Source organism: Pseudoduganella flava, from assembly GCF_007830495.1.
Classification (GTDB): domain Bacteria; phylum Pseudomonadota; class Gammaproteobacteria; order Burkholderiales; family Burkholderiaceae_D; genus Rugamonas; species Rugamonas flava.
In genome coordinates, this window is the sequence record NZ_VLKW01000010.1 from 88,242 (window position 1) to 101,928 (window position 13,687).

Consider the following 13,687-nt stretch of genomic DNA (forward strand, 5'->3'; position numbering starts at 1 on the left):
CAGCGGGCTGACGATCGCCACTTGCTCCAGCGCGGGCACGGGGCCTCCGGAGACACTGGCCCAGGCACCGTACACCAGTTCCAGGTAGGCGTCGGTCGGCAGCAGGTGCTCGCCGAACACCACATGCTCGCGCAGGCAGACATTGTTCTCCAGGCTGATCGCGTAGCGCACGGCCACTTCGCCGTCCCGTTCCAGGTCGCCGTCCGTGGCGACGATGGCGAAGTGCGGTGCGACGTCCGTCTCCACCGCCACCTCACGCTGCAGGAACGCGGCCAGCTCTTTCACGGTCGGATAGTCGTAGATCCGCGTGGCCGACAGGCTCGTGCCGAACCGCCGGTTGACGGCCTTCATCCATTCGACACCGATGATCGAGTCCAGCCCCAGCTCCGTGAACGAACGGTTCGCATCGATGTCGCCGGGCTGCATGAACAGCGCCTCGGCCAGGCTGGCCTTCAATTGCCGTTCCAGGTCGGCGCTGGCCGGTGCCGCCGGCCGCGGCGCCATTACGGGCGCGGACGGTGTTACTTCCACTGCCACAGCCGCTGGTGCCTCACCAAGCTGCGCCTGCACGTGCGCGGCCAGTTCCCTGACGCTCGGGTAATCGTAGACGCGCGTCGCCGACAGCGCCGTGCCGAACGCCTTGTTCACGGCCTTCATCCATTCGACGCCGATGATCGAATCGAGCCCCAATTCGGTGAACGAGCGGTCGATGTCGATATCGGCTGGCTGCATGAACAGCGCCTCGGCCAGGGTCGCCTTCAACTGCTGGCGGACCTGTTCGATCGGCACCACCGGCGCACCTGTCGCCGGTGGTACCGCGGCGGCGCTGGATGCCGGCACGGCGATGACTTCGGCGAACTCCTGATCCACCGTGTCGATCCAGTGCCGCTCCGCCGCGAACGGATAGCCGGGCAGGCCGATGCGCCGCGGCGCGGGACCTGCCACATACAATGCGGCCCAGTCGACCGTGCCGCCGCCGACCCATAGTGCTGCCAGCGCCGCCCAGTCCTTGCGGCCGATGCAGGCGGCAGCTTCCTGCCCATCCTTGGCCAGGCCAGTGGCCACGGTGCCGGCAGCGGCGGTGCCACCATCCGCGTACGCCCGCAGGCCCTCTCGCAGTTCCGCCACGCTAGCGGCAACGAACGCGACGCGCTCGGTCAGCGCTTCGCGGCCCGTCTGCAGCGTGTAGGCGATGCTCGCCAGGTCGGCCTCGGGATCCTCCAGGAACGCGAGCAGGTCCGCCGCAGCGCGCCGCAGCGCATCGGGCGTGCGTGCCGACAGCGGTACGATCGCTGGGCCGGTGGTCGGCGCCGCCACAGCAGGCACGCCGTATTCGGCCACGACGACGTGCGCATTCGTGCCGGAGAAGCCGAACGCGTTGACGGCGGCGCGGCGCGGCGCGCCGGCAGGGGCCGGCCAGTCGCGCAGCCGATCGCTGATGCGGAACGGCGACTCGTCCAGCGCGATGTGCGGGTTCAGGCGCTCGAACTGCGCCGTTGGCGGCAGTTGGCGGTGCTGCAGCGCGAGCAGTACCTTGAGGAACCCGGAAATGCCGGCGGCCGACAGACAGTGGCCGATATTGCTCTTCACGGAGCCTAGGGCGCAAAAGCCGCGGCGGTCCGTGTAGCGGCCGAATGCGTCCTTCAGGCCGGCCACCTCGATCGGGTCGCCCAGCGCCGTACCGGTGCCGTGCGCCTCGACGAGGCCGATGCCGTCCGGGTCGATGCCGAAGCGGTGGTACACGTCCTGCTGCAGGCGCGCCTGCGAATCCGCATTCGGTGCCGTGATGCCGTTGGTCTTGCCGTCCTGGTTCGTGCCCCACCCTTCGATGACGCCGTAGATATGGTCGCCGTCGCGCTCCGCGTCCGCCAGGCGCTTCAGCAGCACGGCGCCGACACCCTCGCCGTTGACAATGCCGTTGGCGCGGGCGTCGAATGCGTAGCAGCGGCCCTGCGGCGACAGCATGCCCACCTGCGCCGTCATGATCTGCATCGCCGGACCGGCCATCACGTTGACGCCGCCGGCCAGCGCGATGTCGCTGGTGCCCAGCACCAGGGAATCGCAGGCGGCGGCCAGCGCGACCAGCGACGACGAACAGGCCGTGTCGATCGCCATGCTGGGGCCGTGCAGGTCCAGCAGGTAGGAGATGCGCGCCGCCAAAATGGACGGCGCGCCGCCCGTGAAGCCCTGGCCGCTCAACCGCTCGTGGCGCGACAGTTCGTGGTAGTCGCCCGCCGCACAACCGACAAACACGCCGCAGCGGCTGCCGGCCAGCGCCCGGGGGTTGTAGCCGGCATGCTCGATCGTGTGCCAGCACGTTTGCAGGAACAGGCGCTGCTGCGGGTCCATCGCGCGCGCCTCGCGCGGCGAGATGTTGAAGAACGCCGCATCGAAGTGGTCCACGCCGTCGAGCGCGCCCATCCAGCGGCTGTAGGTCTTGCCCGCCGCAGCATCGCCCGGCTGGTAGTAGCGGTCGATGTCCCAGCGTTCCCGCGGGATCTCCGTGATGCAGTCGCGGCCCGCCGCGATATTGCGCCAGAACGCCGCCAGGTCCGGCGACTGGGCGAATTGACCGGCCATGCCAACGACCGCTACGCGCTGCGTCTCATGGCTCCGCACCGGCACCACGGCATGCATGCGGCCGCGCATCGAAGTCAGCGTGACAACTTCTTCCACCGGTGCCGCCACCGGCGCCCGCTCGCCCGCTTCCTGCTGCACGTAGCGCGCCAGCTGCCGCAGCGACGGGTAGCTGTAGATCCGGATCGCATCGATCGCCGTGCCGAACGTCTCGTTGATCCGGCGGATCCAGGTGACACCGGTGATCGAATCGAGGCCCAGGTCGACGAACGGATCGTCGCTGCCGATGTCCGCTTCGGCCATGCGCAGCTCCTGTGCCAGCAAGGTACGCAGCGTGGCTTCGACCGGATCGCCGTCAATGGCCGGCTGCGCGGCTGCCGGGGCACACTGCTCCAGCACGAACGCGGCCAGCTTGCCCAGCGTGGGATAGCTGTAGATGCGGATCGCCTCGATCGCCGTGCCGTAGGTCTCGTTGATGCGGCGGATCCACGTCACGCCCGTGATCGAGTCGAGGCCCAGGTCGACGAATTGTTCGTCGTCGCCGATCTCGTGTTCCTGCATGCGCAGCTCCTGCGCCAGCATGCGGCGCAGCTCGGCCGCCAAGGTTGCCGCATCGCGTACCGGGGCACCGGTGCGCGTCGATACCTCGGCCGCCACGGCCGCCACGGTGCCGGCCAAGCGGATCTTCGCCAGCGTCTCCTGCTGGCCGACGAAGGTGCGTTCGTGCATCGCCAGTTCGCGCACGAACGTGGCCGGCAGCGCGTCCACCAGCGGCGCAGCCCAGCGTGCTTTCAACGCCACGAGGCGGGCGCGCGGCGCCTGCGCGATCCGCCGCGCCAGCGCCAATGCGGCGGGCAGCACCTGCTCGCGCGGCAGCACCGCGTGGCGCAGCCCTCGCTCCTTCAATTCCCCGCCGGCCAGTTCGCGGGCACCCAGCAGCGTTTCGCGGGCCAGGTCGAGGCCGATCCGGCGCGGGAACACCAGGGTCGCGCCGGCGCCCGGCGTGAAACCATACTCCATGTACGGGCTGACGTAGCGGCTCTCGTCGGCGAACAGCGCGATGTCGGCAAACATGCCCAGCGCCCAACCGGCACCGATGCCGTGGCCCGCCATCGCCGCGATCACGGGAACGGGACAGTCCAGCGGCAGGCGGAAGGCGAGATTGTCCGTGAAGCGCCGTGCCCCCTCGCCTATCGCCAGCAGCGTATCGCGCGTGCCGCCGGACGAGAAGTAATTGCCGTAACCGGTCAGCACCACGACCTTGCAGGCGGGCTGCGCGCCGATCCAGTCGAACGCTTCGCGCAGCCCGTCGGACAGCGCGTCGGTGAACGTGTTCTTGCCGTCGGTGTCGGCCATTTTCAGTTCGACGACACCGTCCGCGTGCAACGTGGCGGTGACGACCAGGGAACGCAGCGGCACGGCGCCTGGCGCGGGTGCCGCCACATCGTCCTGGAGCGCGGCAACGAGTGGAGCCGCCGCCAACGCGGCCGACGTCGCCTGTTTGCAGGCGGGCAGCGTGCCGGTCGGCAGCGCTGCCAGGGCTTGTGCCGCCTGCAGCGCGGTGTCCTCGCCCAGCCGCACGGCCGGGCACAGCGCGTGCAGCTCGGCGCCCGTCGCGTTTGTGCCGGTCAGTATCAGCTGCCGGGCCGCGTCGTCGCCCAGCCGCAGCGACAGCAATCCCGCCAGCTCGTCGGCCATCGCACCACCGTCGTACCGCGCCGCCTCGCCATGGCTGGCGGCATCGCAGCACAGCGCGACGTACCAGCCGGCACCCTGAGCCCCCGCTGTGACAGAAGCGACGACGCCGATCGGCAGCTGCGTCAACGTGTGACCCAGGCGCCGCACCGCGACGATGTTCAACCCCGCCGGCAGGAAGCCCGGCACGTCGCTGGCCAGCACCACGGCGCGGTAGCCGGCGTCGGCAATGGCCACCATGGCATCCGCCAGCTCCTCCGGCAAGCCATCGGCGTTGTCGGTGGCTTCCACCGTCAGCGCGGCAATGCGGTCGCCGCGCGATGCGAGGCGCAGGCGCGCCGAGACGGGCGGCAGCGGCATCAACGGCGCAGGCGCGGGTTCCTCAGCGATGTCGCCGAGCGCCGTCACCATCGGCACGATGTCGCGTGCCAGCTCTTCCTTCAGCAGCCGCAGCGCCAACTGCGACTTGCGGGCCAGGTTCGCGGCCAGTTCGCGCGCGTGCCGCGGCGCTTCCGTGCGCGGCACGATCGGGCATGTCCAGCCCTGCGCCCGCAGTGTCGTGCCGGTTGCGCCGCTGCTCAAATACAGCAGCTCGGCCGCCTGCGGCGCACCAAAGCGCTGCGCCAGCAACGCTCCGGCACCGGCCGGCAGGCTGCGGGCGCTGTAGCGGGCGTCCTCGGCGCAGACGATGACATCGCACAGCGCGGCCGCCAGGAAGCCGGCATCGGCGGTATCGCCCGCCGCCAGCGCGATCGACGGATACGGGAAGCGCGCGATCGCTTCGTACAGCCCGGCGGCACGGGCGGCCCGGCAGGCATCGGCACCGCCGGCCAGGCTGGCCGCCAGCGTCACCACTTTCGCGGCGGGGGCGTTCGCCACCGTGTCCAGCGCACGCACAAGGGCCTGTGCCACCGCGGAGTCCAACACCGGCGCACCGACGGCAATCCGGTACATGCCGTCGCCGTCGTCGAACAGCTCGACCGCCGCAGGGACCTGCTGCGCAGCCGCGGCCAGTGCGATGCGCGGCTTGCCGGCAGCGGCCGCCGTGCCGTGCGCCGGTTCGGTCAGCGCCGCCAGCCGGATGCCAGCCTGCGGCTTGACGGTTGCCGCTGCCGTCGCCATCACGGGCACTGCCACCTCTGCCGCCACGGCGGCGGCCTTCCCTGCGCGTCCCTGGCACAGCACAACATCACCCGCGGTATAAATCTCGAACGCCAGCTCGTCGGCCTGCCGGTCGAACAGCGCAACCGTCACCGGCACGCCCTCGACCACGGGTTGCGGCCGCGCCCACGCCACGTCGCGCAGCGTGAGGTCGCTGTCCGGCAGCGTCATTGCCAGCGCTGCGCGCACCATCGCCACGCAGCCTTCGGTGCTCAGGCGGCGTGCGCCGGCCGGGCCTTCCAGCACCGTGGCGTCGCCGGTAAAAGTGCTCGTGTAGCTGTGCTGGTCGAAGTTGGACGTGTTCGCGTGCAGCAGCGGATGCAGCACGGCGGCCTGCGGCGCCTGCCGCGGCACGTCGAACCAGTAGCGCTGCCGCGCGAACGGGTAACCGGGCAGGCTGGCCAGTTGCGGACGCACCGGATGCAGCCGCCCCCAGTCGAGCTCCAGGCCCTTGGCCCACAGTTCCGCCAGCGTGGCCAGCTTGCCGGCGGCAAGCCACTTGTCGACCACGTCCTGTTCCTGCGTCAGCAACGCCAGCATCTCGCGGTTCGCCTTGGCGTTACCCTGCCACACGCCGTCGCCGGCGCCGCCGTCCAGCCATGCCAGCAGCCGCTCGCGCAGGTGCTGCGCGCTGTCGGCCAGCACGGCAAGGCGCTCGTCCATCGCTTCGCGGCCCAGTTGCAGGGTGGCGGCGATCGACGCTGCCGGCGGGACGGCGCCGCCCACCAGGAACGCGGCAAGGTCCGCCGCCTTCCGCCGCAGCTGTTCCGGCGTGCGCGCCGACAGCGGGAACACGTGCCAGCCTGGCTCCTCGACGGCGGGCGCCGGTGCCGCATACTCCTCGATCACGAGGTGGGCGTTCGAGCCGCCCGCGCCGAACGACGAAATGCCGGCGATGCGGGGCAACGCGGCGCCGTCCACCGCCGGCGGTTCCCATGCGCACAGCGACTGGTTGACGACGAACGGCGTGCTGCCGAAATCGATATGGGGATTCAATCGTTCCGAATGCAGCGACGGCACGATCTGCTTGTGCCGCAGTTGCAGCAGCACCTTCGTCAGCCCGGCGATACCGGCGGCCGCCTCCGCGTGGCCGATGTTCGATTTCGCCGAACCGATCAGGCAATAACCCGTGTCGGCGGTGCGTTCGCGGATCACGCCGGTCAACGCGGCGATCTCGATCGGGTCGCCCAGCTTCGTGCCGGTGCCGTGCGCCTCCACGTAGCTGACGTGGCGGGGATCGACGCGCGCCTCGGCCAGCGCCTGCCGCACCGCGGCGGCCTGCGCCTGGGGGTTGGGCACCGTGTAGCCGTTCGTCTTGCCGCCGTGGCTCAGCGCACTGCCGCGGATCACGCCGTAGATATGGTTGCCGTCGCGCTGCGCATCGGACAGGCGCTTCAGCACGACGACGCCGACACCTTCGCCGGGAATGTAGCCGTCGCCCCCTTCGCCGAAGCTCTGGCAATGGCCGTCGCCGGAGATGAACTGGCCGGCCGACAGCATCAGGTATTTGTTCGGGTGGATCGTCACGTTGACGCCGCCAGCGATCGCCATGCCGGTGCGGCCCAGCTTCAGGTCCTGGCAAGCGAGGTGGATCGCCGTCAGCGACGACGAGCACATCGTGTCCACGACCATGCTGGGGCCGTGCAGGTTCAGCACATACGACACGCGGTTGGCGATGCTGGCCGGGTTGGCGGCGAACGCGGTGCGCTTGCCCTGCAAGCTGGCCTCGGCGCCGAGCAGCTGGTATTCGCCGTACATCACGCCGGCGTAGACGCCCACCTGGGCTGGCAAGCCGTCTGCATTGGGGATTTGCAGCGCGGCGCGGCTGTAGCCGGCATCCTCGATCGCCAGCCATGCATGCTGCAGGAACAGCCGCTCCTGCGGGTCGATCAGTTCCGCCTCGACGGGCGACACGTTGAAGAAGCGCGCATCGAATTCATCGACACCGTCGATGAAGCCGCCCCATTTGCTGAAGTGGGCGCCCTTGGCGGCGCGGTCCTCGCTGTAGTACTCGCGCCAATCCCAGCGCTCGCGCGGCACTTCGACGATGCAATCCTTGCCGTCACGCAGATTGCGCCAGAACGCATCGACGTCCGGCCCGCCGGGATAGCGGCCGGCCAAACCAACGATCGCGATCGGCTCGGCGGCGAGCTGCGCACCAGCGGCAGGCTTGCGGCCGCGGATGCTCGTGACGCGGGCCGGGCCAACTGCGGGTGCCACGGGGCGGGCTGCCATGCGCGGTGCAGCGCCCTGTCCGGCCAGCACGGCGCCATGGTGGCGGGCGAAGTAGCCGGCCAGCTCGCGGATCGTCAGGTATTCGAAGAACAGCGTTTTCGGCAGCGCACCGAACGTCGCTTCCAGCTGCCGGGTGAGGTCCAGCGCCAGGATCGAGTCGATGCCGTAGTCTTCCAGCGCGGCGCGCGGATCGACCTGTTCCGGCCGCAGTTTCAGCAGTGCGGCCAGCTGGCGGCACAGCAGCGCCTCGGCGATGCCGGCCAGTTCCAGGTCGCCCGCCGGCGCGGTTTGTTGCGCACCGGTGTCGCCCAGCGCGTGGCCGGACGCCAGGCGGCGGCGCATCGCATCGCCGTCGCCTTCCATCACCAGCGCGCCGTCCAGCCCCGCGCCCAGCAGGCGGAAGAAGGCCTGCATACCCGTCTCCGTGCGCATCGGCACGGTGCCGGTCGCGTCGAACAGCCGCTCGCGCGTCGCGCCGTCGGACTGCATGCCGCCATCGCGCCACAGCGGCCACTGGATGGCCACCGTCGTGCCACGGCGCTCGCCGGCCCGCACCAGCGCATTGCGATGCACCGCGAACTCGTCGAGGAAGCCGTTGGCGGCGGCGTAGTCGCCCTGCCCCAGGTTGCCCAGCGCAGCCGCCAACGACGAGAACAGCACCAAGAAATCCAGGTCGATCGCGCGGCTGGCCTGGTCGAGGTTGACGGTGCCCATCACCTTTGGCGCCAGCACGCGGGCCGCCGTGCCGGCATCCTTGTTCAGCAGGAAGCTGTCGGCCGTCATGCCGGCGCTGTGCACAATGCCGTTCATCTGGCCGAACTCGGCCACCACTTCCGCCAGCACGCGCGCGACAGCTGCGGCATCGTCCAGATCCATCTGCCGGTACTCGACCGTGGCGCCGCCGTCACGCAATGCCTGCAAAGCCGCCGGCGCCGCGCCGGCCGGGTTGCGGCCCGTCAGTACGATCGTCGCCGCCGGGCAGCGTTCGACGATGGCCCGCGCGAACAGCATGCCCAGGCCACCGAGGCCGCCGGTGATCAGATACACGCCGCGATCCTTCAGCGGGCAATGGTCGTACCCCCGCGCGGTTTCACGCCAGCGTGCCACCTCACGGGTACCGCGACGATGACGCACCAGGGCAGCGTGCCCGTCGTCCGCTTGCAGCAATGCCGCCAGTTGCGCCGTATCGATGTCCGCGTCGACCAGCACGACCTGGCCTGTCAGCCACGAGTGTTCCAGCTGCGCCGTCTTCAGAAGGCCGGACAGCCCGGCCAGCAGCGCATGCTGCGCATCGTCCGCCGCCACCAGCCGCACGAGCACCTGGCCCTGCGGCTTGGCGCGCACGATGGCCTGCAGCCGCTCGATGCACGCCAGCGTGGCGGCCGTGTAGCGCTCGGCCGCATCGGCGCCGTCCACGTTCAGCATGGTGCAATGGCCGCCCAGCGCCGTGGCATCCACCTGCGGCAAGCCGCACAGCAGCACGTGCCGTTCCGTCACCGGCGCCGCTTCAGTTGCCCCTGCCGCCGCCTGCGCTTCCCACACCCGCGTGGCGATCAGGCTGTCGACGGCATTGCCGCCCAGCGCGCGCGGCGTGTAGCCGCGCAGCCGCGCGCACGGTTGCCCGGCGGTGTCCACCACGTCGACGTCGATGCCGCCGCCCTCCGCGCGGCGCGCCCAAACGTACAGCTCGCCGCCGCACGGCGCATGCACGCGCAGGCTGGCCAGCGCGAACGGCACGATCGGCCGGGCCGGCGGACTGGCCGGATCGAACATCAGCACGGTGGCCGCCTGCAGCACGCCATCCATCAGGCTCGGATGCAGCACGTAGTCGCCGCGCGTATCCTTCACCTTCGCCGGCAGTTTCAGGCGAGCCAGCAATTCGCCGTCGCCCAGCTCGATGCCCGCGACGGCGCGCTTGGCCGGGCCATACGCCAGGCCCATCGCCGCATACGCTTCATAAACCCGCGCACCGGTGAGCGCACCACGCGTCATTGCGGCGCGCAGGCGGTCCAGGTCCAGTGCCGCATCGCCGGTGGGGGCGACCGGTACGAACGCGCCCTGGCAGTGAATCCGCTCGTCGGAGCTGAACACCTCGAAACGCAGCGTCTCACCGGCCTGCCCGCTGTCTTCTTCCGGAACCAGCGCCACGTGCGCCAGCGTGGGGCCGGACACCGTCAGCGGGTGAAGCCACGTCACATCGCGCAGTTCGAACGACGTACCGGCGGGCAGCGCCCGTTCGCATGCGGCGCGCGCCATCTCCAGGTAGGCCACCGCCGGCAGCACCTTCTCCGGCGCGCCGCCGGCACCCAGGCGCACCTGGTGATCCTTCAGGAAGAACTCGTCGCCGCCGAACGTCGACGAGTATTTGTGCTCGCGCAGGTCGGACGTATTCTCGTGCAGCAGCGGATGCAGCGCCGCCGCGCTGGTGGCCACGGCGCCGTCGATCCAGTGGCGTTCGCGCGCGAACGCGTAGGTCGGCAGGCTGATGCGCCGGCCCGGCCGGTCGCCGCGCAGCGCCTGCCAGTCCGCTTGCCCCCCGGCTGCCCATGCGGCAGCCAGCCGGCCCGCATCGTTGTCCGGCAGCGCCGCCGGCTCCCCGGCCAGCCACGCGGCCAGTGCCTGGCGCAGCGCGTCCGTCGACTCGGCCACGAACGCGGTGCGCACTTCCATCGCCACGCGGCCCGTCTGCAAGGTCCAGGCCAGCGCATCGAGATCGACCGCTTCGTCGCGCGCGGCGCAACCGTCCAGGAAGCGTGCCAGCCGGTCCACGCCAGCGCGCAGCGCTTCGTGGGTGCGGGCGGACAGTGGCACGATGACGAGGCCCGCAGGCGCGGCGGCGGGTACCGGCACGTGATTTTCCAGGATCACGAACGCATTGGTGCCGCCGATCCCCAGGCTGTTGACGGCCGCGCGGCGCGGCGCCTCGCCGGTCTCCCATGCCTGCACGGCCGTGTTCACGAAAAATGGCGTGCCGGCGAAATCGATGCGGGGGTTCGGCGCCGTGTAGTGCGCCAGCGGCGGGACCACGCCCTTCTCGATGGCCAGCGCCGCCTTGATGAAGCCGACGATGCCGGCGGCCGCCTCCAGATGGCCGACATTCGCCTTGACAGCGCCCAGCGCGCACCAGGGCCGGCCGGCCGGCGCCGCGCCGAATGCGGCGGACAGCGCCTTCACTTCCTCCGGGTCGCCCATCCGCGTGCCCGTGCCGTGCGCTTCGACGAAGCCGATCGATGCCGCGTCGACGCCCGCCTTGTCGAGCGCCGTCCGCACGCAGGCGATCTGGCCCGCCGCGCTGCTGGCCGCATAGCTCATCTTGCCCTTGCCGTCGTTCAGGATCGCCGAGCCCTTGATCACCGCGTAGATATGGTCGCCGGCGGCGACCGCATCGGCGAACCGGCGGATCAGTACCAGGCCCATGCCGCTGCCGAACACCACGCCGTCGGCATCCGCATCGAAGCTGCGGATGCGGCCCCTGCGCGAATAGATGAAGCCATCCTGGTAGTGATAGCCGTGCAGGTCCGGCACGCGCACCGACACGCCGCCGGCCAGCGCCATGTCGCATTCGCCGGCCAGCACGGCCAGGCGCGCCTGGTGCAGCGCGACCAGCGACGTGGAGCACGCCGTCTGCACCGTCATGCTGGGCCCCGTCAGATTCAGCTTGTACGACAGGAACGTGGCGAGGAAATCCTTGTCGTTGACGAGTTGCGCGGCGCTGGCCGTCATCCGCGGGAAGCGCTCATGCAGGTTCGCATAGCTCGAGTAATAGCTGGTCGGCAGTCCCCCGGCGCCGGCGAACACGCCGATCCGCTGCGCCTCGCCGCTCGCATGGCCCGCATCCTCCAGCGTCTCCCACGCGCATTGCAACAGCAGCCGCAGTTGCGGGTCCATCAGCTCGGCCTCGAGCGGCGCGACCTTGAAGAAGCCCGCGTCGAACAGGTCGACGCCGTCCAGCGCCGCCGCCGCCTTCACGTAATCCGGGTCGGCGATGTCCCGTTCGGGCACGCCGGCGGCCCGCAATTCGTCGTCCGTCAGGTCGCGGACGCAGTCCTTTCTCGCGCAGAGGTTGTCCCAGAATTCCGGCACGCTGTTCGCACCGGGGAATTTGCCGGACATGCCGATGACGGCCACATCGTCGTTCATGCTGTTCATGCTGATCTCTCGAAAAACTTGCGCGGTAAGGGTGATGTGCTCAGATGCTGGCGGCCGATGCCGGGGCGGCGGCGGCCAGAGCGCGGCCGTAGACGTCGCACAGGTCCTGGATCGTGCGCATGGCCGTCAACATCACGCTGCGGTCGGCGAACGGGTCGACACCGAGTTCCTCTTCCAGGTTCATCGTCAGCGACACCACCGTCATCGACGAGAAGCCCAGTTCGTCGACCAGTTCGCTGTCCGGCCGCAGCGGCGGCAGGGCCAGGTCCCATTCGTCGGCCACGTCGCGGATCGCCTTTTCGACCGCGTGTTGGATATCCACCTGTAACATGTCGTTCTCCTGTGTTGAAGTGTGCGGTTCAGCGGCTAACCAACGGTGCGGCCGCCGCTTCGTCGATGTAGTCGAAACGGGCATTGCGGTACTTCGGCTTGTTCAACAGGCCGGGCAGCTTGTCGTGGAACATCGTCCACGTCTGCTCCGCGTTGCCGAGGTTGAGCAGCACGTCGGGGAAGAAGCCGCCCATGCCGAAGTCCTGCACCAGCGCGATCTCGACCTGGCCGTTACGCGCCGGGCTGACCTGCCAGCGGTTGTGGATGTGCGTGATGCGCACGCAGCACTCGTGCAGCGGGATCTTGTTGGCCGCGGCCATGATGTCCACCGAAACGATCTTCGTTTGCGGGTCTTGCGCGGCGTGCGACTTGATCACGTATTCGCGGTTCGCGAACACGGGCGGCATCAGTTCCAGCGTCCACAGCACGGCATCGCCCTGCGCCTTGTCGTTGTACGGCTCCAGCACGGTCAGCTTGGTGCACACGGGGATCCAGTCCTTGCAGTTCTGCAGGCTGTCGTTGTCGAGCATCAGCGATGCCACCAGCTGACTTTGCGTGTAGTGGCCGTGCGTGACCGCCTTGAACAGCTTCGTCGAACGGCCCGGCTCCTTGTACGACCACACCTGCACGCCATCGCGGTCGATCTCCAGCTTCCACTGTTCGGAGCCCGACAGCTTCCATGCCGCGCTGGCCGCATAACCGCCGGCGATCAGCGCCGCCGCGATCACCAGCGTACGGCGCCCGAATTTCTTCCACGTCGTCGCGTTCATGCGGCCTCCTTGATAAAGTCGTAGCGGATCGTGCGCAGCTTGTCCGTGTTCAGCAGTTTCGGCAGCTGGTCGTGGATGAACTGCCAGGTCTGCTCGGCGCCGCCCAGGTTCAGCAGGATCGTCGGGAACATGCCGCCGATGTCGATGTCCTGCAGGAACTCGATCTCGACCTTGCCATAGCCGACCGGCTTGTACACCCAGCGGTTCTGCAGGTGCGTGACGCGCACGGTGCCGGGATTGCGCGGCAGCGCGTTCGGTGCGGCGAGGATGTTGACGGTGACGGCGCGCGTGCGCGGGTCCTGCACCACCTGCGAGCGCAGGATCATCTCGCGCGGCGCGAACGGCCCGGGCAGGCCGAGGCGCCACAGCACCGTGTCCGACATCGTCTTCGCGCTCCACGGCACCACCACCTGCATGCCGAGGCAGCCGGGGATGTTGTCGCGGCAGTTCTGCGGCGTGGCGTTCTCGATCAAGCCGCCGACCAGCTGGTTCAACGTGTAGCCGGCCCGCGTGACGGCCTTGAACTGCTTGTTCTCGGCACCGGGCGCCTTCAGCGAATAGACCTGCACGCCGTCGCGCTCGAACTCCAGCTCCCACTTGCCGGAGCCGGACATCTTCCACAGCACATTGGCCGCGTGGAACGCGACCACGAGGCCGGCCACGCCGTAGCCGGCGGCCCGCAGCACGCGCCGCGATCGGGAGGCGGCGGGCGCCGCCGCCTCGGGGACGGCGTCCTGCGCCGCCGGTTGCATCGTTGTAGCCGTCATGGG

The 13,687-nt window shown here is 69.8% G+C and carries 4 protein-coding genes (1 of these 4 running past the window's edge); all 4 read right to left on the reverse strand.

Annotated elements, in window-relative coordinates; all coding sequences use genetic code 11:
* Tightly spaced (at most 40 nt apart), the 4 genes in view from IP92_RS22585 to IP92_RS22600 form a layout consistent with a single transcriptional unit that may run on beyond the window.
* Positions 1-11,817: the 5' portion of an SDR family NAD(P)-dependent oxidoreductase gene (locus IP92_RS22585; RefSeq protein ID WP_145879445.1), read on the reverse strand. The gene continues 3,363 nt to the left of window position 1, outside the view; only the first 11,817 of its 15,180 coding nucleotides appear in the window; the start codon lies at positions 11,815-11,817; its stop codon lies off the left edge, out of view.
* Positions 11,818-11,857: 40 nt separating this feature from the next.
* Positions 11,858-12,139: an acyl carrier protein gene (locus IP92_RS22590; protein WP_158206629.1), complete on the reverse strand. Its 282-nt coding sequence runs from the start codon at positions 12,137-12,139 to the stop codon at positions 11,858-11,860.
* Between the two features lie 37 nt (positions 12,140-12,176).
* A complete protein-coding gene (locus IP92_RS22595) occupies positions 12,177-12,917 on the reverse strand; it encodes an SRPBCC family protein (RefSeq protein ID WP_145879450.1) in 741 nt (246 codons plus the stop codon).
* Positions 12,914-13,684: an SRPBCC family protein gene (locus tag IP92_RS22600; protein WP_145879452.1), complete on the reverse strand. Its 771-nt coding sequence runs from the start codon at positions 13,682-13,684 to the stop codon at positions 12,914-12,916. Before IP92_RS22600 ends, IP92_RS22595 begins: the two co-directional genes overlap by 4 nt.
* Between the last annotated feature and the right edge of the window lie 3 nt (positions 13,685-13,687).